This is a genomic window from uncultured Altibacter sp. (assembly GCF_963972995.1).
Classification (GTDB): domain Bacteria; phylum Bacteroidota; class Bacteroidia; order Flavobacteriales; family Flavobacteriaceae; genus Altibacter.
Genome location: NZ_CAXAXI010000029.1, coordinates 1 through 21699, shown reverse-complemented (window position 1 = coordinate 21699; position 21699 = coordinate 1). Strand labels below are relative to the sequence as shown.

Annotated in this window: 22 protein-coding genes and 1 pseudogene; 4 read left to right on the top strand and 19 right to left on the bottom strand. The window is 41.8% G+C overall.

From position 1 onward, the window contains the following. Nucleotides 1-68 precede the first annotated feature (68 nt). A complete protein-coding gene (gene trpS, locus AACZ11_RS11095) occupies nt 69-1037 on the top strand; it encodes a tryptophan--tRNA ligase (RefSeq protein ID WP_290629158.1) in 969 nt (322 codons plus the stop codon). Here trpS and dprA read toward each other — a convergent pair. Next, nucleotides 1034-2140 (bottom strand): DNA-processing protein DprA, encoded by a 1107-nt coding sequence (gene dprA / locus AACZ11_RS11090; protein WP_290629156.1) that lies wholly within the window; start codon nt 2138-2140, stop codon nt 1034-1036. The genes trpS and dprA overlap by 4 nt on opposite strands. Nucleotides 2141-2219: 79 nt before the next feature. Here dprA and AACZ11_RS11085 point away from each other — a divergent pair, with 79 nt between their 5' ends. From AACZ11_RS11085 to AACZ11_RS11075, 3 genes are all read left to right on the top strand, one after another. Beyond that, the gene (locus AACZ11_RS11085; RefSeq protein WP_290629154.1) at nt 2220-3191 is read left to right on the top strand and encodes an SPOR domain-containing protein; all 972 of its coding nucleotides are present in this window, start codon (nt 2220-2222) and stop codon (nt 3189-3191) included. 70 nt (nt 3192-3261) lie between these two features. Beyond that, nucleotides 3262-3771 (top strand): acyl-CoA thioesterase, encoded by a 510-nt coding sequence (locus tag AACZ11_RS11080; protein ID WP_290629152.1) that lies wholly within the window; start codon nt 3262-3264, stop codon nt 3769-3771. Nucleotides 3772-3966: 195 nt separating this feature from the next. Beyond that, nucleotides 3967-6702 (top strand): S8/S53 family peptidase, encoded by a 2736-nt coding sequence (locus tag AACZ11_RS11075; protein WP_290629150.1) that lies wholly within the window; start codon nt 3967-3969, stop codon nt 6700-6702. A gap of 52 nt (nt 6703-6754) precedes the next feature. Here the strand turns inward: AACZ11_RS11075 and AACZ11_RS11070 are convergent, their stop codons facing one another. The 18 genes and pseudogenes from AACZ11_RS11070 to AACZ11_RS10985 form a co-directional block, all read right to left on the bottom strand. Next, the gene (locus tag AACZ11_RS11070) at nt 6755-7987 is read right to left on the bottom strand and encodes a peptidoglycan DD-metalloendopeptidase family protein (RefSeq protein WP_290629148.1); all 1233 of its coding nucleotides are present in this window, start codon (nt 7985-7987) and stop codon (nt 6755-6757) included. A 3-nt stretch (nt 7988-7990) separates the two neighbouring features. Beyond that, nucleotides 7991-8767 (bottom strand): DUF4292 domain-containing protein, encoded by a 777-nt coding sequence (locus tag AACZ11_RS11065; protein ID WP_290629146.1) that lies wholly within the window; start codon nt 8765-8767, stop codon nt 7991-7993. Nucleotides 8768-8771: 4 nt separating this feature from the next. Beyond that, a complete protein-coding gene (locus AACZ11_RS11060; protein WP_290629144.1) occupies nt 8772-10157 on the bottom strand; it encodes a tetratricopeptide repeat protein in 1386 nt (461 codons plus the stop codon). A 74-nt stretch (nt 10158-10231) separates the two neighbouring features. After that, entirely contained in the window at nt 10232-11251 is a 1020-nt protein-coding gene (locus tag AACZ11_RS11055) for a sugar phosphate nucleotidyltransferase (protein WP_290629142.1), read from the bottom strand. Nucleotides 11252-11283: 32 nt separating this feature from the next. After that, entirely contained in the window at nt 11284-11718 is a 435-nt protein-coding gene (dut, locus tag AACZ11_RS11050; RefSeq protein WP_290629140.1) for a dUTP diphosphatase, read from the bottom strand. Next, entirely contained in the window at nt 11715-13175 is a 1461-nt protein-coding gene (locus AACZ11_RS11045) for an oligosaccharide flippase family protein (RefSeq protein ID WP_290629138.1), read from the bottom strand. Before AACZ11_RS11045 ends, dut begins: the two co-directional genes overlap by 4 nt. A 57-nt stretch (nt 13176-13232) precedes the next feature. Next, on the bottom strand, nt 13233-13754 hold the full coding sequence (locus AACZ11_RS11040) for a hypothetical protein (RefSeq protein WP_290629136.1): 522 nt from the start codon (nt 13752-13754) through the stop codon (nt 13233-13235). 101 nt (nt 13755-13855) lie between these two features. After that, a complete protein-coding gene (gene atpG / locus AACZ11_RS11035; protein WP_290629134.1) occupies nt 13856-14722 on the bottom strand; it encodes an ATP synthase F1 subunit gamma in 867 nt (288 codons plus the stop codon). A 36-nt stretch (nt 14723-14758) separates the two neighbouring features. Further along, nucleotides 14759-15097, bottom strand: coding sequence for a four helix bundle protein (locus AACZ11_RS11030; protein WP_290629132.1), 339 nt, complete (start codon nt 15095-15097; stop codon nt 14759-14761). A 23-nt stretch (nt 15098-15120) separates the two neighbouring features. Continuing rightward, entirely contained in the window at nt 15121-16701 is a 1581-nt protein-coding gene (atpA, locus tag AACZ11_RS11025) for a F0F1 ATP synthase subunit alpha (protein WP_339832460.1), read from the bottom strand. Between the two features lie 44 nt (nt 16702-16745). Further along, a complete protein-coding gene (gene atpH, locus AACZ11_RS11020) occupies nt 16746-17285 on the bottom strand; it encodes an ATP synthase F1 subunit delta (RefSeq protein ID WP_290629128.1) in 540 nt (179 codons plus the stop codon). Between the two features lie 6 nt (nt 17286-17291). Then, nucleotides 17292-17792, bottom strand: a complete 501-nt coding sequence (locus AACZ11_RS11015; RefSeq protein WP_290629126.1) for a F0F1 ATP synthase subunit B — start codon at nt 17790-17792, stop codon at nt 17292-17294. A 103-nt stretch (nt 17793-17895) separates the two neighbouring features. Next, on the bottom strand, nt 17896-18087 hold the full coding sequence (atpE, locus tag AACZ11_RS11010; protein WP_034260124.1) for an ATP synthase F0 subunit C: 192 nt from the start codon (nt 18085-18087) through the stop codon (nt 17896-17898). A 77-nt stretch (nt 18088-18164) separates the two neighbouring features. After that, complete coding sequence (gene atpB, locus AACZ11_RS11005; protein WP_339832454.1) at nt 18165-19298, bottom strand: F0F1 ATP synthase subunit A; 1134 nt, start codon at nt 19296-19298, stop codon at nt 18165-18167. 110 nt (nt 19299-19408) lie between these two features. Further along, a complete protein-coding gene (locus AACZ11_RS11000) occupies nt 19409-19804 on the bottom strand; it encodes a DUF6168 family protein (protein WP_290629121.1) in 396 nt (131 codons plus the stop codon). Between the two features lie 7 nt (nt 19805-19811). Beyond that, nucleotides 19812-20039, bottom strand: coding sequence for an AtpZ/AtpI family protein (locus tag AACZ11_RS10995; RefSeq protein WP_290629119.1), 228 nt, complete (start codon nt 20037-20039; stop codon nt 19812-19814). After that, complete coding sequence (locus AACZ11_RS10990; protein WP_290629117.1) at nt 20036-20515, bottom strand: polymer-forming cytoskeletal protein; 480 nt, start codon at nt 20513-20515, stop codon at nt 20036-20038. Before AACZ11_RS10990 ends, AACZ11_RS10995 begins: the two co-directional genes overlap by 4 nt. Nucleotides 20516-20520: 5 nt before the next feature. After that, nucleotides 20521-21699: pseudogene (locus AACZ11_RS10985) on the bottom strand (hypothetical protein); the annotation flags it as partial.

Sequence of the window (21699 nt, the reverse complement as noted above, 5' to 3'; positions counted from 1 at the left end):
AAAAATAGTGATTTGAAACAGGAGAATAGGCGAAAAAAAGTAACTTTGCCAAAATTTAAGCAAGAACCATGTCCAGAATACTTACCGGGATACAAAGCACAGGAACACCCCACTTAGGAAATTTACTAGGAGCCATCATACCAGCTATTGAAATGGCCAACGACCCTAAGAACGAATCCTTCCTTTTTATTGCGAACATGCACTCCTTAACGCAGATCAAGGATGCAGAGACCTTAAAGAACAATACTTACAGTACGGCTGCGACCTGGTTGGCTTTTGGATTGGATATTTCAAAAACGGTTTTCTATCGCCAGAGTGATATTCCACAGGTTACTGAGCTCTCATGGTACCTTAGCTGTTTCTTTCCGTATCAGCGTCTTACATTGGCCCATTCCTTTAAGGATAAAGCCGATCGATTGGAAGACGTGAATGCCGGATTGTTTACTTATCCCATGCTCATGGCGGCCGATATTTTGTTGTATGACGCCGAAATAGTTCCTGTTGGAAAAGATCAATTACAACACTTGGAAATGACCCGCGATGTTGCTTCACGCTTGCATGCACAAATGGGAGAGGTATTTGTGCTCCCCGAAGCTAAGGTGCAGGAAAACACTATGTTAATCCCCGGTACCGACGGGGAAAAGATGAGCAAGTCCAAGAACAATATCATCAATATCTTCTTGCCGGATAAACAGCTTCGGAAGCAAGTGATGCGCATTGAAACAGACAGCACACCTCTAGAAGACCCGAAGAATCCGGACACTTGTAAGGTGTTTGCCATCTATAAACTTCTTGCATCACCGGAAGCAATTATAGAAATGCGCAAGAAGTACGAAACCGGAGGATATGGATACGGTCATGCTAAACAAGCGCTGTACGAGTTGATCATCGAGCGTTTTTCAGAAGAGCGAAAACGCTACACTTATTACATGGAGAATATAGAAGAGATCGAAAATGCGCTTCAAGTAGGAGCTAAAAAGGCGTCTGCGGTTGCAGATAGTGTCCTGCAAAGAGTGCGCAGCGTTCTGGGGTATTAGATCACCTCAAAGATCTTCCCTGGCAAAGGTCTCACCACACCCTTCAGCTCTAATTGTAACAAAAGGGTCGCTACTTTGTGGGTAGGTAACTTGCATTCTAAAGCAATCAGGTCTAAAACCTCCTTTTCCTTTTTCTTTAAGAGTTGATAGACTTGGTTCTCTTCATCGGTAAGGTCTAAGAACAATTGTGTTTGTTGCGGTTTTACCACGGGCGTCTCTAGGGCCCAGCCCAGCATATAAATTAGATCGCCTGCCTGGGTAAGCAGATGTGCTTGTTGGGATTTGATGAGATTATTACACCCCTGACTTTGGAGATCGGTGGTACGGCCGGGCACGGCAAAAACCTCGCGACTGTATGAGTTGGCGATATCTGCCGTGACCAAGCTCCCTCCTTTCTCCGCAGATTCGATGACCACCGTAGCTTCACTAATGCCCGCAATGATTCGATTTCGTTTTAAAAAGTTAGTGCGATCAAAGGCGTCACTGCTCCAAAATTCGGTAATAAACCCTCCGTTCTCTTCTACCTTAGGTATATACTTTTTATGTGTTTTCGGGTAGATCTGTTCAAATCCGTGTGCTAAGCAGGCAATGGTCTGAAGGCCGCAGTCCATGGCCCTCTTATGTGCAGTAATATCAACGCCATAAGCAAATCCTGAAACGATAACAGGTTGTAATGGGGCGAGTTCTTCAATTAATTGTGCACAGAAGCTCCTTCCATAGGTGGTAATGTTTCGGGTGCCTACGATACTTACGATGCGCTTTTTTTGAAGGTCGATGTTTCCTTTATGAAAAAACAGAATGGGGCCGTCGAGACAGTGTTTTAAACGTGTGGGGTAGTTGGCATCCTGAAAATAACTGAAGGAGACCCCATGGGTTTTCAAGAATCGCAATTCTTCTTCGGCCTGATCTAAAAATTCTGCCTCACGAAGTTCTTTCAATTTGTGTGCTCCAATTCCTTCAATCTTCAAAAGATGCTGTTTCTTTTCTTTGAAAATACCTTCCGCAGAACCGATAACATGTATTAATTTTTTTGCAGAAGCGTCTCCTAAATTTGGAATACGTTGAAGGGCAAGTGTGTACCGTAATTCGTTTTCAGATAGCATACAGAATGTTTAAACGAACCGGGGAGTCCTTAAAAGTACAAAAAATCTGTTGTTAATAAGTTAGCGTATTTCTCATTGAATGAAACTCAAAAAAAAATTAAGTTTGTTATCCATGCAGTTGGCAACCTACATACACGATCTATTGTACCGCTATGAATGTGTAATCATTCCCGGTTTCGGGGCATTCTTGACACACTATCATTCTGCACACATCGATGCTGAAGACCAAACCTTCTATCCTCCGGGAAAGACATTGGCTTTTAACAGGCAGTTACAGACCAATGACGGGCTGTTTGCCAATTATGTAGCTTCAGTAGAAGGTTGCAGCTATGAAACCGCGCTTCAGAAGATCCGTAACTTTACAGGGAAACTTTCTTTAAAGCTTTCCGAGGGTGAAACCGTTGTGCTTCCTAAAATTGGTGAATTTCAATTAAACACGGAGGGGTCTGTTCAATTTACGCCCAGTGTTTCAGAAAATTACAGCGCAGCATCATTTGGGCTGAGCTCCTTTATCTCTGCACAAATCTCGCGCGATGTTCACAATAAAGAAGTGGATGTTCTGCTAGAAAAGGCACCTATTTCATTTTCGCCCGAAAAAAGGACCGCAGTTCCTTATCTGAAATATGCGGCTGTTGGACTTATTGCCATTGCTCTAACGGGGTTTGGCGGCATGAAATGGTATGAAAATGAGGTTCAGAAATACAATTTTGCCGAAAAGCAGAAAGCCAATACCTTGGTAGAGAACCAAATTCAGGAGGCGACCTTTGTGATCACAAATCCGTTGCCCACCTTAAGTCTCACCCTTCCGAAGGAAACAGGAAAATACCACGTTGTTGCCGGAGCTTTCCGAATAGAAGAAAATGCTACAAAAAAAATACACCAACTTACCGATAAAGGATATACGCCTCGGCTTATTGGTAAGAACCGGTATGGCCTACACCAAGTAATCTATAGCAGTCATGAGCAGCGACTTGATGCCTTACGGGCCCTGTATACCATTCAGCAAACAGAGAACAAGGACGCTTGGTTGCTTGTACAAGAACTCGATTAATCCACTTTTCTTTTCCATAACTATTACCAGCTTCTAAGGGAAATACTACCTTTGCAGAAAAATAGCTTGAATGGAACCAAAGACTTCTAAAGAATCACGTACCGTTATTACAGACCTTGTACTTCCCAGCGAAACCAATCCTATAGGTAATATGTTCGGGGGTGAACTATTGGCCCGCATGGACCGTGCTGCCAGTATTGCTGCGAGAAGACACAGCCGACGCATCGTCATGACCGCGGCTGTGAATCATGTTGCCTTTAACAAAATGATCCCCTTGGGGAGTGTAGTAACTGTGGAAGCGCATGTATCCCGGGCCTTTAACAGTTCTATGGAGGTTTTTATGGATGTTTGGATCGAAGACCGAGAAAGCGGAAGGCGCAGTAAGGCCAATGAAGGTATTTATACTTTTGTTGCTGTGGACGAGATGGGAAATCCGGTGCCGGTGCCTCAATTGATTCCCGAAACCGAACTCGAAAAAGAACGCTATGCCGCCGCACTTCGAAGACGGCAGTTAAGTTTGGTGCTTGCAGGAAAATTAAAGCCAAAAGAAGCTACAGAACTCAAGGCATTATTCAGTTAATTTTATCTTTAGATTCCAAGACGTTTCAACGAGATATCAATCTAACTGTCTATTAGGGTTTTATTTGTACCCTCACTCCGGGAATTAACTATTTTTCTTGTGTTTTTTTTAGTGTAATTGAATATATTTGAAATTCTTAAAAATTTCTTAATGCTGCAAGATTCATTCTGCACGAGATAACTAAAAATGATTCCTATGAAAAAAAGTACAAAGCCAACAAATTTTACATCCAGATTTGTGGCAAGTATGGTGACGCTATTGATGGTGTCATTGTCCTTTGCTCAAAATCCGTATGCCATTCAATTACAAGGGGATGCTATTGAGATCCCTGAAAATATTTCAACATTCCAATGGAGCGACATGCCTGATTCAGCGCGGTTAAATGACGGGTATGTGGGCTGGATTCAATTCTTTCAAACCCCAACGCAGCAAATTCAAAATGACTTCAAGTCACGGGGTTATCAACTACTCAATTACATTCCGAACAAAGCGTATTTATTTTATTTCCCTTCGGAAGTTTCTATAAGCTATCTTCAAGATCAAGGGGTGCGATCTATTGTGCCGGTGGTAAGCAGTTTCAAATTGTCTACAGCCTTAAAGAATCCTCCGTATGAAGATTATGCTATGGATGGAGATAACATATTGGTGACCTTAGTGCATAATAAGAATGTGAGTACGAACTATGTTATACAGGATCTTGCTCAAAAACAAATAGCCCTTGTAGCGCGATTAGGAAACTCAACAAATTTAGAACTTTCTATCCCTAACAATTGTTTAAATGAGCTTTCTAGCTTGCCTTATGTAGAATGGGTGGAACTTATTGCTCCTCCTGCCGTTCCTGAAGATACCCGAGGTAAAAGCCTTCATAGGTCAAGTAATTTGGACACACAAACCAGCGGGGGACGTAACTATACAGGTGAAGGAATAGGCGTCATGGTAAGAGATGATGGTCGTGTGGGACCGCATATTGACTTTGAAGGAAGAATTACCAATTATACAAATTCTACGGCGGGTACTCACGGAGATGGCGTTGCAGGAATATTATGTGGTGCAGGGAACCTTTTCCCCTCCCGAAGAGGAATGGCTGCTGGTGCCGATTTACATGTTGTAAACTACATTTCTAACTTTCTTGATCCTGCAACCACCAATCTTATAAATGACGGGACCGTTCAAATTACCAATTCCTCTTATGGAGATGGTTGTAATGATGGCTATACTACACGGGCAAGAACGGTTGACATGCAAATGAACACAGAGCCAACTTTGTTACATGTATTTTCGGCCGGTAACTCCGGTACATCAAATTGCGGTTATGGCGCCGGAAGCGGATGGGGAAATATTACAGGAGGACATAAACAAGGTAAAAATGTTATTGCGACAGCCAACACAGATTATAGAGGCGTATTAGAGAACAGTAGCAGTCGAGGTCCGGCTGCCGATGGCCGAATAAAACCGGATCTTACGGCAAATGGTCATTTACAAATCTCCACAGCTCCCAACCATACGTATCAAACATTTAGTGGAACTTCAGGTGCCGCTCCCGGTGTTGCCGGTGTTGCCGCACAGTTATATCAAGCCTATGCCGATGCCAATGGAGGTTCACTTCCTCCCGCAGCACTTATAAAAGCAGCGTTAATGAATACTGCTCAAGATAAGGGAAATGCAGGTCCTGATTTCCAATTTGGCTGGGGGATCATTAATGGCCTAAGAGCCGGGTTGCTTATTGAGGAAGACCGTTTTCTTTTAGATGACGTTACCCAAGGGAATACAAATAATCATAGTATTACAGTACCTGCGAACACGAAAGAAGTTCGTTTTATGGTATACTGGAATGACCCTGCCGGGGCAAATGGGGCAAACCCAGCCTTGGTAAATGATTTAGACATGATTGTAACAGATCCGGGGTCAACAGACCATTTTCCGTATATCTTAGATTCCACACCCAATGCTACGGCATTAAATCAACCTGCTACAAACGGAGTAGATCATTTAAACAATATGGAGCAGGTTGTTTTAGACAATCCTGCTGCAGGTAATTATACGGTAGAGATCACAGGTTTCAATGTGCCTGTGGGACCGCAAGAATATGTAGTTGTATATGAAATAATAACAGAGAACTTAGTTGTTACCTATCCAAATGCAGGAGAGAAATTCACGCCCAATATTTTAAGTACAATCCATTGGGATGCTGTAAATATTACTTCTTCCTATGTTATTGATTATTCTATAGATAATGGGGCAAATTGGACGAACGTAGCAACCGTACCAAATTCTCAAAATTACTATGATTGGTTAGTTCCAAATCAAGTGACCGGCGATGCGCTTGTTCGTGTTACAAGTGGTAGTTTTCAGGATGTAAGTGATGATTCCTTTTCAATAGCACCATTAGTTACTGGTTTGCTCATTACAGAAGTTTGTCCGGATAACACCGCTTCCTTCCAATGGAGTACGGTGCCTGATGCCGAAATGTATGACTTGTACCTTTTAGGGACTAAATATATGGAAGTTGTTGGAAGCACATCAAATACCGAAATTACTGTTCCTGTCACCGATTTTGATGGTGACATTTGGTACGCAGTGGCCGCTCGAAACACTACCGAAGGTTGGGAGTCTGAAAGATCCAATGCCAAGATACATTCCAGCGGTGTTCTTAACTGTGTGCTGTCGGTAGAAGAATTTGCCGCAGATGCGATCTCCATGTATCCCAATCCGGCAACGGACGAACTCTTTATCTCTCTAAAAGAAAGTCTGTCAGAAACATTACGTGTTCGTATTGTTAACAGTTTGGGACAACAACTACAAGAGGTAGAGCATACTCCAAACGGGTCGAATGAAATGGCATTAAATGTTTCTCAATTGCAGACAGGATTGTATTTCGTGACCATTGAAAGTGGTACTCAATCGACTACCAAAAAGTTACTTATTAAATAAAAGTGGCTTATCAATTATAAAAAAGGGCTGTTAAACAACAGCCCTTTTTTTATTACATCTGGAATACCCAATCTGCGGGATTCATTCGATCTCTGTTCTGGTAGATCAAGAACTTCAAAATCGTTTTGCCTGTTGCAGCATTGGTATACACAGTTCCGATATTTTGTTTGGTGCTCACTTTGTCACCCTTCTTAACAGTGATGTTGATCAAATTATTATAGACGGTTATATAACTTCCGTGTTGGATGTAAACAGCCATATTGGCTCCCTTTAACTGCTGTATCTCCATTACTTCCCCATTAAAGACAGCTCTGGCCTTAGCATTCGCTTCGGTAGCGATCTCCACACCACTATTGAAGGTAGTGACATTCGCTAATTGCGGATGTTGTTGCTTACCATACCGTTTTACTACAACTCCCTTTTCAACAGGCCATGGCAGTTTTCCTTTATTGTTCATAAAACTTGCCGCCAAAGCCTTCGCTTCGGCTGTAAGGGCAAAAGTTGTTGAAGAGGTCTTTACCGCCGTTGTTGTATTAGATTCTTTATTCGATTTTGCAATGGCCGCACGTATAATCTCTTCAATTTGCCGATCGATGGCATCGGCTTCTTTTTGTTTGTCCCGAATCTGCTTAGAAAACGTCCCCTCTTCTTTCTTCAGTGAAGCGATAAGTTCTTGGTGGTCCTTTTTTTCACTAGTTAGTTTTTCTTTAGCCAATCGGTTTTCTTCGATGAGGACCTGTTTTTTTTGTTTTTGTTCAGTAAGGTCCTTGTTCAATATTTCCAGTAATATCGTTTTTTCCTTGATGCTCTCCCCTTGTTCTTTACGGTGCTTTGCATACTGCTTCATATATTGCAGTCTCTTGTAGGCTTGTAAAAAGTTTTCCGAAGACAACAAAAACATTACTCTACTCTGTTGCGATTTACTTTTATAGGACTTATTGATCATGGCGGCGTAGTCTTCTTTCAAGACTTCCAGTTCGTTCTGCAGCTCGGATATTTTTGTACGATTTTCGTTGATCTCTCGTGTTAAGAGGTTGGCTTGTTGGTTGGTGACCTTGATCAAATTCTCCCTTGCAGCAATGCGGTGATTCAAGTCTTCCACATTGGTGAGAATAGATTTCTTCTTCCCCTGTGTCTTAAAAAGCAGCGAGTTGATCTGTTTGATCTCTTCAAGGATTGATTGTCGTTTTTCTTCGAGCTGCGCTTGTTTATTAGGCTGTGCGCTTGCACTCCATGCAGTAAGAACGCAAAAAAAGAGAAAACCTAAAATGCCCTGTCTGTTCATATTTTATAACTGAATTTCTTCATACCCTTCCGGAATAGTAAACGGAAAACTTACCGAAACATTGAGATCGATATCCTTATAATTGAGTTCGATCTTTGTATTCGAATCTTCTTCCGAAGCATTTATTAGAATATCGGAAGGATAAAAATCATCACCTATCTTTTGATAATCCCCATACCGAATCGTAAGCAGCCGCTTTTCGGAAGGTTGGGACAAAGACCCCGATGCTACCTTATAATTTTGTGGATGTAACAGCAAATAATGGATAAAGTCCAAGGGTTGCTTCTTGGGTGCCACTTGGTATTTATTTTGATATACCTTAGATGTATAGGTGGTCGTATCCACGTTAAATATGGACTGTCCCAAAAGGATCGCTTGTGCTTTTTCAAAATTGATCTCGGTTCCCAGCCACATGCTAAGCAATGAGAAATCTCCGTCGAAATACGTGTTTCCAATAGTCTCATAATAACTTACCCGATCCGGGGTGATCAACACTTTAGATAAGGTGATCCCCAATAAGGACGCCTTAATCCAAATAGTCTTGTCCTTTTCCATACGCAAACTCACAGTAATGCTTTGCAGTTTACTGTCATCCTCATAGACTACTTGAAGACGAGCTGCGAGGGTTGAGAAGGTAGGTGATGCCATTTTGTGTGCAGCCATGATTTCCTTAACCGAAAGTGCAGCATTGGCTGTGCTGCTTGTCTTTGCAACGTTTCCGGCACCACAGGAACTTAACAAATAGACACAGGCAGCCAAGAGTATAACTGGGTATTTCATAGGTTTAATTGGTGTCTTTAATTTGCGCAGCCTTCGAGGCATAACCCTCTGCTTTCTTTTGATCTCCTTTTTTGGAGTATGCTATGGATAGTTGCTCATAATAATCCTTTTCCATTTTTGGATCGTCAAAAAGGTAATCCAATCCTGTCTCCAACTTTTCAATGGCACTATCAAGGTTCCCAAGTGACATATTCGAAACGCCGCTGGCCAAATACAATAGAGGTTGGGAAGGAAATATCTCTAAGGCATCCTCACTTAAGGCTGCGGCTTCAGGGTACTTCTCAAACTGAATTTGAAGCAACAACGTGTTTTTGAGCAAATTATAATTATCAGGGTCACCTTGTAACCCTTTCTCATAGAATGTAAGCGCTGATTCTCGCATCCCTTTTGAAATATAATATCCCCCTAATTGTTCGTAGATCTTACCGTTATTTTCTGAAGAGAATAAGGCTACCACAGCGTCCAGCTCTTTTTCATATTCGGGATTGGTATTCACAAAATTTATAAAATCACTTAGAACCCTGTACTTGCTTTCCTTGTCAATCTCTGAAGATTTAAATACAATTTTCATGGAGTTTAGCGCATCCGCTGTTTGTTGCTTATCTAGATAGAACTTGTAAAGTGCGAGATGCACCAATTGCGAATTAGGTTTATTCTTGAGCAATTCTTGAGCTGTTTCGAAAGCTTTTTCAGCATTTCCTTGATCGCTGTACAAAAAGATCAAATTGAGATAATCTTTTTCATTCTTGGTATTGGCGACAACTTTCTCTTCCAATTTTTCAATCTGCCCTGAAGTGTCTCCTGTTTCGCGATAGATCTGAGATCGCAACGCATCTCGGTAGTCGCTTTCACCCCAAGCTTCATCCAGTTCATCCAGCACCAACAGTGCCTTGTCGTATTGCTTAGTGCGGGCATATAAATTGGCAAGATCTTCTTTATAGTCGTCGTCATAAGACATTAATCTTTGTACTAGCGGAATTGCGGCCTCATAATCTTGCTCTAGATAATAAAGATCGTAGAGTGCTTCAAGAACATCCAAGCGATCCCCTTCCGACTTCAATACCTTGTTGAAGTTAGCCTCTGCTTCGTCATATCGTTTTAAGTGGGTGAGGTTCTTTCCCATCTCAAAATAGACGACAGCCTCATTTTGGGCATCTTTCTGTGCGGCTTTTTCGGCTTTTACCAGTGCTTCCAAGGCTAGTTCGTAATTCTCTATTCCTTTTTGTTTTAAAGCTTCAAAGAAATTTTCTTGAAATGCGTCACTTACATTGCCAAGGTCATCGGTGGGTTGTTCTTCGGTTTCGGTTTGGATCTCTTGTGCAAGCAGAAGCTGCGGAATGATCATAATTCCAAAGAGAACAAAATACCAAATGTTGCCGTATTGTTTCAACCTATTGTTTGTGGTGTCTGCTTACTTTTTAAATTAAATGCTATCTAATATTTCTATCGTCTTGCGACTGATAGTTATTGTTTCAATTCGCTATAATCACCTATGCTAACATTGGTAAATTTTCCATCAAAAGTAGCGTGATTCCCTATCATTGCATTATCTAAGGTAGCATTTTTAATTACCGCGTAAGTTTGGATTATACTATTTTTAACGTTACTATCCTCAATTATTGTGCCTTCTCCGATTGATGCAAAGGGCCCCACGGTGCAATTTTTTAATGTGACCCCATCCCCAATAAAGCAAGGTTCCAGGATCGTAGCGTCCTTAGAGGTGATCTTACGGGAGATGAGTGCTTCGCAGCGTTCTGCCAAAAAGCCTAGCATACGTCGGTTTGTCTCCACAGTGACTTCTTTATTACCGCAATCCATCCATTCGTCCACAGTGCCTGTTTTAAAGACCTTCCCGGCTGCCATCATTCGTTTAATACCATCATTGATCTGGTATTCGCCTCCGTTAAGAATATTATTATCCAAAACATGTTGAAGTTCTTTCTTAAGGTCTCCAACCTCTTTAAAATAATAGATCCCAATCACCGCTTGATCACTCACGAACTGTGTAGGTTTTTCTACAAGCTCGGTGATCTCATCCCGTTCGTTAAGATTCACGACCCCATAGGCTTCGGGATTCTCGACCTTTTTAGTCCAAATTACACTGTCTGCTTCCTTATCTAAGTTGAAGTTTGCCTTGATGAGCGTATCGGCATAGGCGATCACGGCAGGTCCCGACAGAGAAGGTTCTGCGCACATAATGGCGTGCCCCGTCCCTTTTGGATCCAACTGACGGTAGATTCTTGCCGTTGCTCCCAAACTTACAGCTAATTGTTCTAAACTATCGACCACATCGTCACCAAAAAAAGCCGGATCTCCCAAGATAAATGCGATTTCTTCGATCTTTTCATCCAATACATTAACAATATCGGCTACCAAACGATGGACAATTGGTTTTCCTGCGACCGGAATAAGGGGTTTTGGAACCGTTAGGGTGTGTGGGCGAAGGCGCGATCCCCGGCCCGCCATGGGAACTATAATCTTCATTTTTTCGTTGTAAGTTTAATTATACGATATTGTCATTTCACTCCGGTACTGCCAAAACCTCCGGTACCTCGTTCAGTTTCTTCAAGAACCTCTACTTCTTCCCAATTAGCACGCTCGTGTTTAGCAATGACCAATTGCGCAATTCGTTCTCCATTTTCAATGGTAAAATCTTCGTTGGAAAGATTTACCAGGATCACACCTATCTCTCCTCTATAATCTGCATCAATGGTTCCCGGTGAATTAAGAACGGTGATTCCTTTTTTTGCGGCCAGCCCACTGCGTGGGCGTACTTGAGCTTCATATCCAATAGGAAGTTCAATGAACAAACCGGTCTTTACAATGGCCCGCTGCAAGGGTTTTAGTGTCGATGGCTCCGGAACATTCGCTCGAAGATCCATTCCTGCACTAAAAATGGTCTCATAAGAAGGCAAGGCATGTTGCGATCTATTTATAATTTTAATTTTCATCTCTTCATTATTCTTAGAAGTTCTTTCTTTTCAGCAAAAAAAAGTACAAGCAAAAATACCAATAATAATACAGTCCCTATGATTAAATCTCCGTCAAATACATAAAAGGAAAGTGTCGAAAATCCAATAGACATCAGTAAGTAACCTCCTATTCGGTTTAGGTGATAAGGAATGGCGTATAACCGCTGTCCAAAGAGGTAAGAAAGGACCATCATGCTGCCATACGCTGCGAGCGTTGCGATCGCAGACCCTAAATAACTCATGTAGGGAATCAATAGAAAGTTAAGGACAATCGTTATTACCGCTCCCACCACAGAAATATAGGCTCCAAAGCGGGTTCTGTCGGTAACTTTATACCATACCGACAGATTGTGGTAGATTCCCAAACACAGGTTAGCTAACAGAATGATAGGTACAATAGATAACGCTTCCCAATAGTCGGGGTTGGTGATCAGGATGCGTTTAAAGAAGTCTATATAGACAATCACGAATAGCATAATAAGGCTCCCAAAAACCGTAAAATACTTGGTGATGGTCGCATACGTGTTCTTTGCATTGACATTGGCAGCGTGATTGAAAAAGAACGGCTCAATGCCGAGTCGAAAGGCTGTAGCAAAAAGGGTCATGAAGACGCCCAATTTATAACAAGCCGCATAGATTCCTACTTCGGCTTCGGCGATTGCTTCGGGTAGCAAATATTTCAGAAGGATCTTATCGAACGCCTCGTTCACTGAAAAAGCGATCCCTGCGATAAGGACTGGAAATGCATATTTGAGCATTTGTTTCCAAAGCGACCTGTTGAACTTTAAGCCAATTCGCACATAGAGCGGTAGCAGTATGAGGAGCGTGATCGCACTGGCAATAATGTTTGCTATAAACACGTACATTACCTTATTCTCTTCAGAATAGATATCATTCCAGAAAGATGTAGGATCTCCTTCGGCCCAGCCGGGAAGAACTAGAAAGAAAAAAACATTGAACCCTAGGTTAATAAGCACATTGAAAATCTTGATTACTGCATATCGGGTAGGGCGCTCATTGGCACGAAACCAAACAAAAGGAAGCACGGCCCATGCATCGAGCGCCAGGATCAAAAGACCATATACAACATATTCGGTCTTGAACTCGAGCAAATGTGCTAAGGGTTCACTAAAAGAAAGCGATAGCACTAGAAACAGCAGCGTTGTTATCGTGAGCGAAGTGAGTGCGGTAGACTGAACAAGGCTTCGTTTTTCAGGTTCTTTGTTGATAAAGCGAAAAAAAGCCGTTTCCATACCATACGAAAGAAATACATTTCCCAAGATAAGATAGGACATGATAGTCGCATAGATCCCAAACTCTTCGGGGACGAGTACCGATGTATAGAGCGGGACGAGTATAAACGCCAACGCACGCGGCAGAATCGTGGCTAGGCCGTAAATAAAGGTTTGTTGAAAAAGCTTTTTAAAAACGCTCAAGAGCTGTGGTGTTTAAGCATGAAAGTATAGAATTTACATACGCCAAATCAATATTTGTTAAGGTGCATTCTTACCGTTACTTTGTGGATAAGCCAGTAATGGCTTTTGCTCTATCGCAGAAATTAAGGCGTATTTGATCATTCCTTTATGCACGTATCCTATCACGGCTTCATCGTCTTTTAGCTCGAAAGGAAAAGGCTTGGGGAGGGTATTTTGTGCTTCCTCTAGCGGGTCACTGTCCATGATAATATCTTCTCGATCCATTGTCTTGAAATATCCAACAAATTTACTACGGTCTTGAGGGGAAAGCTGTGCTTGTGTCTTTTTTTTCCTGAAGAAGAATGTCTGTATCACCACATCCTCTTTTAATGATGCGAAGGTAACATACAGCTGGATCCCTGAACCGCCTTCCGGGATGCCGGCAGTCCATGGCTGCGAATATGCTTCGAGGATCGTAAAGGGCGGATCTTGGATGAGCACATATCCCGAAGCTTCCTCCTTAATGCTCTTACAGCTATAAAGGCAATACGACAAGGCAAAAACGGTAAATAGGTGAATAAAAAGACGTTTGTAATTCATACGATGGGTTGCTACATTCTAATCTGCTTCTGCCCTTAAAGATACAAAAAAGCCTTCTGCATAAAACAGAAGGCTTTTCACATAAGATAGGTCGTCTATTGTTAACCCGCTAAGGCTTCAGCTCCACCGACAATCTCCAAGATTTCATTGGTAATAGCCGCCTGACGTGCTTTGTTGTATTGTAATTTCAATGCATCCCGAAGCTCGGTGGCATTGTCTGTTGCCTTATGCATGGCTGTCATTCGAGCTCCGTGTTCACTTGCCACACTGTCTCGCAACGCTTTGAATAGCTGGGTCTTTAAACTCTTCGGAATAAGACCTTCTACTATAGCTTCTTTAGAGGGCTCAAAAATATAATCGGCCGAAGATGTACTTGTTTCTGAAGTTTCCGGAGGAAGAATAGGTAGAAACTGCTCTTTCATCACTAGTTGTGTCGCGGCATTCTTAAAGTGATTGTACACTATAATAATCTTGTCGTAACTTCCATTAGCGAAGAGTTCCATTAATTTTTCGGCGATATCGGCGGTCGCTTCAAAGGAAAGGTCATCAAAAATTCCATTATTATTTTGATAGATGGTTCCGGACTTTTTCAAGATGTCGTTCCCCTTCTTTCCCAAGGTCATAAAATCCACTTGTTTTCCGGCATAGGTCTGAGCAGCTAATTGCTTTGCTTCCTTTACAACATTACTATTGAAAGCACCTGCCAAACCACGGTTAGAAGTAATCGCAACGACCAAGACCTTCTTTACCTCACGCTGATCGGAATACTTGCTTCCCGTATCGCTATCCAGTGTAGCACTTAGGTTTTGTAAAAGTTCGGTCAGCTTTTCAGAATAAGGGCGCATTGCGGTAATGGCATCCTGCGCCTTCTTCAACTTCGCAGCAGATACCATTTTCATGGCACTGGTGATCTGCATCGTTGATCCTACCGATGATATCCTATTTCTAATTTCCTTTAAATTCGCCATTTCTCAAGTTATGAGTTTTGAGTTATGAGTTTTGAGTTATGAGTTTTTGATTATAGAAACCAAAATCCGTATTAGCTCATCACACTTTACTTTTAAATCATTTGGAATTTCCATGGTTGTAGCTTCAATGAGCTCTAACCAATATTCCGTTTCGTCTGCTTCTTTTAAAGCAATTCCGAATTTATTTTTAAAATCCTTGGTGCTAACTCCACGTTGTGCTTCACGAACGTTCGCACCAATACTAGTTCCACTTTTCAGTAATTGGGAAGCAATTTCAAACTCTCGTTTTTCTTTTAGAATTCTTGAGAAGTGAACGATTTCGCAAGCAAATTCGAAACTTTTAATTCGAATTGGGCTCTTGTGCAAATCGCTCATAACTCAAAACTCTGAACTCCTAACTACTTCTTATATTTCGCCGAAAGGTCTGCAGCCACACTTGTCAACACATCGATCACTTCATCGGTAAGTTTTCCTGCCTTTAAAGTGTCTAGGGTATCTCTATGCTTCGCATTCAACATCTCTAGATAATCTCTTTCAAACTCCTTAACTTTTTCCACAGGAACATTTCGCAATAAGTTCTTAGAACCTGCATAGATGATCGCGATCTGATCTTCTACGGTATACGGGTCGTTCTGTGCCTGTTTCAAGATCTCTACGTTACGTCTTCCTTTTTCGATCACATTCAATGTTGCAGCATCCAAATCACTACCAAACTTAGCGAACGCTTCCAGTTCGCGGAACTGTGCTTGATCCAGTTTCAAGGTACCGGCAACTTTCTTCATCGATTTGATTTGTGCGTTACCTCCTACTCGAGATACCGAAATACCCACGTTAATCGCCGGACGAACCCCTGCGTTGAAAAGATCGGACTCCAAGAAGATCTGTCCATCGGTAATAGAGATAACGTTTGTAGGAATATAAGCCGAAACGTCTCCCGCTTGTGTCTCAATAATAGGAAGGGCGGTTAACGATCCACCTCCTTTAACCATAGGCTTCAATACTTCCGGTAGATCGTTCATTTCTTTTGCGATATCGTCATCAGCAATGATCTTCGCCGAACGCTCTAACAAACGAGAGTGCAAGTAGAAAACGTCTCCGGGATATGCCTCACGTCCCGGTGGACGACGTAATAATAGGGAAACTTCACGATAAGCAACCGCTTGCTTTGAAAGGTCATCATAGATGATCAAAGCAGGACGACCTGTATCTCTAAAGTACTCTCCAATCGCCGCTCCGGCAAAAGGAGCATATACCTGCATAGGTGCAGGATCGGAAGCATTTGCCGCAACTATCGTCGTATAGGCCAAGGCTCCTTTTTCTTCTAATACGTTAGCAATGTTCGCTACCGTTGACGCTTTTTGTCCAATCGCCACGTAGATACAATAAACCGGCTCTCCTGCATCGTAGAATTCCTTCTGGTTTAAGATGGTATCGATACATACGGTAGATTTACCTGTTTGACGGTCACCAATAACAAGCTCACGCTGTCCTCTACCAACCGGGATCATCGCATCGATAGACTTGATACCTGTTTGTAATGGCTCGGTTACAGGCTGACGGTAAATTACCCCGGGTGCTTTACGCTCCAGCGGCATTTCGTAAGTGTCTCCAGAAATAGGTCCCTTCCCGTCGATAGGCTGCCCGAGTGTGTTTACCACACGCCCAACGATACCTTCTCCTACTTTAAGAGAAGCAATTCGCTGCGTACGCTTTACTGTACCGCCTTCTTTAATTTCCTTTGAAGGACCTAACAATACCACCCCAACGTTGTCTTCTTCCAGGTTCAAAACGATCCCTTCAAGACCGCCTTCAAATTCCACAAGTTCTCCGTATTGTGCATTTGAAAGTCCGTAAACGCGCGCAATACCGTCTCCTACGGTTAATACAGTTCCTACTTCGTCTAATGAAGCGGTTGCTTCAAAACCTGAAAGTTGTTGCTTTAAGATTGCTGATACTTCAGCTGGTTTAACTTCTGCCATGTTATTACATTATAGGTATAGTCTCTAGCATAATTGCTATATGACTACAATGATTTACTAAATTCTCTTTTTAAATTTCCTAACTGATTCGCGATGCTTGCATTGTACTGCAAATCTCCCACCCGAAGGATAAATCCTCCTATGATAGACGCATCAATTGTATTTTCGAGGGTAACACTCTCGCTACCGGTCAATTCTTTTACTTTGGCCAACACCTTTTTCTCCAATTCTTCAGAAAGAGGAACGGCTGTGGTCACGTTAGCTACCTTCACACCTTTGGAGTCATTGTACAGGTCGATATAGCTTTTCGCCACAGCATCCAAGGTTTCAATCCTTCTATTGTCGACCAACACCTTTATAAGGGATTTCGTTTGATCGGATTGGGCTGAAAAGATCTTTAATAAAGCTTCCTTCTTGTCGGATGACTTCACAACGGGGCTCTTAAGCACGGTGCGTAATTCTTTATTGCCTGCAATGGTAGTGTGTACAGATTGCATATCTCCAAAAACCACATTGGCAAGGTTTGCCTCATTGGCCTGCTGAAGGACTGCTTTTGCGTATCGAACGGCTGCTCTGTTACTCATTTTGGCTTAGTTTAAAGTTGCATTATCAAGCATGTTACGAACCAATTTCAATTGCTTTTCATTATCTGAAAGCTCATCCTTAACGACCTTTTCGGCAATTTCTATTGAAAGACTGGCCACCTGTTCTTTTAATTCTGCGATGGCTGCTTTCTTCTCGCTCTCGATCGCTGCTTGCGCATTACTTATCAATTTATTGGCTGCTTCCTGCGCTTCATCTTTTGCATCGGCGATCATCTTAGCTTTGATCTCACGAGCTTCTTTCATCATTGTTTCACGCTCTGCACGTGCACTTTGAAGCAACTTCTCATTGTCTGCCTGAAGGTTTGCCATTTCCAGTTTAGCCTTTTCCGCAGAATCCAATGCGTTTTTAATTCCTTCTTCACGCTCATTAACAGCATTTAAAATAGGTTTCCAGGCAAATTTGCGAAGTAATAAAAGTAACAACACAAAAATGATAATTTGCCAGAAGAAAAGTCCAAATGAAAAGTCGTTAACTAATTTTTCCATATTTATGCCCGCCTTGGCGGGTATCTTTTAATTTAACTTTAATGACTAATTTTTAACAAACAGCTATGACCAACCGTCATAGCCGTTTGTCAAGATTTTTTGATTACCCTGCGAAAATCGCGGCGAAACCAATACCTTCAATAAGCGCCGCTGCAATCAACATCGCTGTTTGAATCTTTCCGTAAGCCTCAGGCTGACGTGCGATCGCTTCCATAGCTTTCCCACCGATCATACCAATACCGATACCGGCACCGATTACTGCTAAACCTGCTCCTACAATAGTTGGAATTGTCATAATATATATATTTAAAAATTAAACACTCTTTTTAATGCGAAAGGCTTCGACAAGCTCAGCCTGACAATTTATATGTTTTACAAATGCTGTATCTCGCCCTCGTGCTCTTCGTGATGCTCGTGTGATTCACTCGCAAAACCGAAATACAAGGCTGCCAACATTGTGAAAATATATGCCTGTAGCAACGCTACCAATAATTCAATAAGCATGATTGCAAATGCTAGTCCGAAGGACAAGGGTCCGCCAATCCAACTTTTGAAAATAAATATCAGCCCGATCAAGCTCATCATTACCACGTGCCCCGCTGTCATGTTTGCATACAAACGTATAAGCAGTGCGAAAGGCTTAATGAACATTCCTAAAATTTCGATAGGGACAAGAATTATGTATATCAATATTTTACCTATCCACGGCATTCCATCACCCAATGGATCAAAAATGTGTTTCCAATAATCCTTGGTACCTGTAAAATTAGTTATCAAGAAAACGATAACTGCAAGTGCGGTTGTTACCGCAATATTCCCGGTTACGTTTACACCAAGGGGCGTAAGGCCGAACATATTCAAAAACCATATAAAAAAGAATACGGTTAACAGGAACGGCATGTATTTTTTGTATTTGTTCTCGCCGATGTTTGCAATAGCAATATCATCACGAATATAAAGTACCACAGGCTCGAAAAAACGACCAAGACCCTTTGGTAGACTTCCGTTTTTGGCATAGCTTTTCGCAAGACTGCGGAATAACCATACAAGTAAAAGACCAACCACAAGCATCATTAAAACACTTTTGGTAATTGAGAAATCTAAGGGTCGAACGTTTGTTGGATGGTGCGATTCATCATAATTGATAGTTCCTTCAGCATCAGTCCTGTATATTTTACTGTGGTAAAGTTTGTAGTAGTTTCCGTTTGACTCAACTACGCTTTTGCCATGATCAAACTCAGAGGACATAAACGTGTGAAGACCTTCGTCCCAAAGAATGACCGGAAGCGGAAAACCGTAATGGTGAGTTTCTCCAGTTTCTTCATCTGTGGATCCGAAAAGATTAAAATCATGCGAATCCATCAAGTGGTGGTTTATAAACTCCTTTATTTCTTCTTTCTTGGTTTTAGTGTCCGGAAGGATCTCTTTAGCCTCCTTCACGTGCTCATCTTGTGCCACAGCAGAAAACGAAGTGATAAACAATAAAACTGAAAGTATTCTAACCATTATTTTTCCTTGCATTTTCGAACAAATTAAAGTGTCCTTAAAATCGGTGCAAAAATAGGGTACTTTCGGAGAAAGAAAAAACTATTTTATTTCTTTTTTTTCAGCAATTGCTAATCAGAATAAGACTGATTATTAAGGAGTTTCGAGAGATAGTAAACTTCAGAAACAAGACAGAGGGCGTAAGGCACGAAAAACGCTGCAAATTCAACCCTTCCCATGGTATCATCGTGTTGATAGTACGGATAGAAAAACAGGAAGAACACTAAAAATTTTATTCCGCTTCCCAACATAAAAATAAAGCCGGCGTAGGATGACTTTTTGTTTAAATTAGACTTTACCAACCATAAAATGATGGCAGCAAGCGCAAAATTGATGAGATAGGAAGGTATAATTCTCGCTCCAAATAGAGGAAGATCCAAGTAATATAGAAGACCGGTATGGATGAAAAAAGCAACGAGCAATACTACAAAGAGTATCCCAAGAAAAACAATGCTTTTTCTGTTCATATTTTAGCTATGAATTCAATCTGTTGGTTTGTTTTACCACTAGAAACAAGGAAATGCCAACCCCCGCCAGGGTACAAAGAATGGTAAAAAGTCTGCCGTCGCTATATTGGCTGTCCAACCATTTCCCCAATTGCACAAAAAGGTAGATGATAGCCCCCATTTCAAGCGCTATGGCCGACAGGATCGCCCATCGTTTTATTGAATTCTTAGGGTCTTTGGATGGTTCCGGACTCACTCTGTTTTCGATTCTGCTTTAACAGATTGTATGCGCTGGGAACGGTCGAAGGGGTGGTTCTGACCTTTGATGTCCTTCTCAACAGTGCTGTTGGTATTGGCTCCTAAGTTCTTTTTTGTGCTGCCCTTCATAGAGCAAGTTGCATTAAAGGTGGCGCCGGGTTCTACGGCAAGTTTTCCTGCCACTACCTGTCCTTCAATATGCGCAGTTTCCTTCAGTGAAAGTGTTCCGGAGACTTGTAGTTCACCTTCAAATCGACCCTCGATATCTGCGTTCTCGCAGGTGAGTGTTCCGTTAATGAATCCGCTTTTTCCAATCACTACTTTAGACGGCGTGTTCACATTGCCTTCTATGGTTCCGTCAATTCTGAAAAAACCCTGAGACTGAATATCGCCTTTTAATTTGGTTCCTTCATTAATACGATTCTGTCCTGTTGTGGGTTCATTCATACTCTTCTCTTTTTTGTCTGAAAACATAGTCGTTACTTTTGGGGATTACTATTCTTCTCTTCTTCCGAGCTACGGCTCAAATAGTCTTCGAGATTCTTATGAATCTGAACGGTCTTATAATTAGGTGTTGCTATTTCAAAATAGGGTCTTTTGATCTTGTACTTCTTGTTCTCTTTCAATATCTCGGCAAATCCTTTGCTTCCCATCTTGGAATTCAGTCCGTGAATGACGACGAACACTGTATTGGGGTCGTAATAATCAATGGAAGTACTCAAATTGGTATATCTATATTCCTCGATGGCTCCGTCCAACTTTTCTTTTAAAGCTTCGGCGGCTTCTTGCTCTTCTGAAGTAAAGGTATAGACAGCTTTCCAGCTGTCACTTTCTTCGTCGGGAAGAAATGCCTTATTGGCCAAGGTTGGTAAGATAGTAGCATAAATAAGCTGTGCTTGCTTTCCTTCTTCGGAATTAGGATAGTTCAAAGAAACAAAGTTCAAGGCCTTCTTGTACGCTTCAAAACCATCCTTGCGAGCAATCGCAGTTGCTTTTAACATTTCGAGTTTTGGAACAATATCATTCCCGTTGTATAGGTCTATATATTCATCGCTCGTATCGATAACATATTGATATTTTCCTGCTTCAAACTCCTTATACAATGCCTTATATTTGAACTCCGGGCTGGATTCGTCGGTTGCCAACTGTGTATTGGGATTCTTTAAAATCTCGGCATATCGTGAGTTGGGGTGGTTGTTAATGATGTCATTTTTGTACTGATCTGCCAAGCCGGTTTGTTCGGTTTGATTGTATATCTTGTAAAGGTTATATTTTGTTGGAAGAATTAATCGTTCTTCCGGATTGAGCGTTAACAGCTTTTCTAACCTATTCGCCGCGAGGCCGTATTCTTTGAATTTCTCTTTGTATATTAAACCTAACTGATAATACGCAAAATTTCGATCCTTTGCCAAACTATCGATAACGACTTGGTCGGTTGGGATCTTCGATATATAGGTCTCGGGTTTATACAATTCACTTTCTGAAATCACCACTGCCTCAACAACGGCTTCTTCTTCATTGTTGATACCTGTTGATTGCTTGCTGGAGCGTCTCCAGTTGTCTTCCAGTTTTCGGTCTCCCCAGGTCTTTTTAAACTCTTGTCGTCCGAAGGCCAAAGTGGCAGTGTTATAAAAATAGAAAGAACCTCCGGCTTGCGG

Excerpts from the sequence above, each read along its gene's own strand:
- AACZ11_RS11085 (WP_290629154.1), top strand. The coding sequence starts at position 2,220 with ATGAAACTCAAAAAAAAATTAAGTTTGTTATCCATGCAGTTGGCAACC.
- atpA (WP_339832460.1), bottom strand. The coding sequence starts at position 16,701 with ATGGCAGAAGTTAAACCAGCTGAAGTATCAGCAATCTTAAAGCAACAA.
- AACZ11_RS11065 (WP_290629146.1), bottom strand. The coding sequence starts at position 8,767 with ATGAAATACCCAGTTATACTCTTGGCTGCCTGTGTCTATTTGTTAAGT.
- AACZ11_RS11070 (WP_290629148.1), bottom strand. The coding sequence starts at position 7,987 with ATGAACAGACAGGGCATTTTAGGTTTTCTCTTTTTTTGCGTTCTTACT.
- AACZ11_RS11075 (WP_290629150.1), top strand. The coding sequence starts at position 3,967 with ATGAAAAAAAGTACAAAGCCAACAAATTTTACATCCAGATTTGTGGCA.
- atpH (WP_290629128.1), bottom strand. The coding sequence starts at position 17,285 with ATGAGTAACAGAGCAGCCGTTCGATACGCAAAAGCAGTCCTTCAGCAG.
- AACZ11_RS11080 (WP_290629152.1), top strand. The coding sequence starts at position 3,262 with ATGGAACCAAAGACTTCTAAAGAATCACGTACCGTTATTACAGACCTT.
- atpG (WP_290629134.1), bottom strand. The coding sequence starts at position 14,722 with ATGGCGAATTTAAAGGAAATTAGAAATAGGATATCATCGGTAGGATCA.
- AACZ11_RS11055 (WP_290629142.1), bottom strand. The coding sequence starts at position 11,251 with ATGAAGATTATAGTTCCCATGGCGGGCCGGGGATCGCGCCTTCGCCCA.
- atpB (WP_339832454.1), bottom strand. The coding sequence starts at position 19,298 with ATGGTTAGAATACTTTCAGTTTTATTGTTTATCACTTCGTTTTCTGCT.
- AACZ11_RS11040 (WP_290629136.1), bottom strand. The coding sequence starts at position 13,754 with ATGAATTACAAACGTCTTTTTATTCACCTATTTACCGTTTTTGCCTTG.
- dprA (WP_290629156.1), bottom strand. The coding sequence starts at position 2,140 with ATGCTATCTGAAAACGAATTACGGTACACACTTGCCCTTCAACGTATT.
- atpE (WP_034260124.1), bottom strand. The coding sequence starts at position 18,087 with ATGACAATTCCAACTATTGTAGGAGCAGGTTTAGCAGTAATCGGTGCC.
- AACZ11_RS11000 (WP_290629121.1), bottom strand. The coding sequence starts at position 19,804 with ATGAACAGAAAAAGCATTGTTTTTCTTGGGATACTCTTTGTAGTATTG.
- dut (WP_290629140.1), bottom strand. The coding sequence starts at position 11,718 with ATGAAAATTAAAATTATAAATAGATCGCAACATGCCTTGCCTTCTTAT.
- trpS (WP_290629158.1), top strand. The coding sequence starts at position 69 with ATGTCCAGAATACTTACCGGGATACAAAGCACAGGAACACCCCACTTA.
- AACZ11_RS10990 (WP_290629117.1), bottom strand. The coding sequence starts at position 20,515 with ATGTTTTCAGACAAAAAAGAGAAGAGTATGAATGAACCCACAACAGGA.
- AACZ11_RS11015 (WP_290629126.1), bottom strand. The coding sequence starts at position 17,792 with ATGGAAAAATTAGTTAACGACTTTTCATTTGGACTTTTCTTCTGGCAA.
- AACZ11_RS11030 (WP_290629132.1), bottom strand. The coding sequence starts at position 15,097 with ATGAGCGATTTGCACAAGAGCCCAATTCGAATTAAAAGTTTCGAATTT.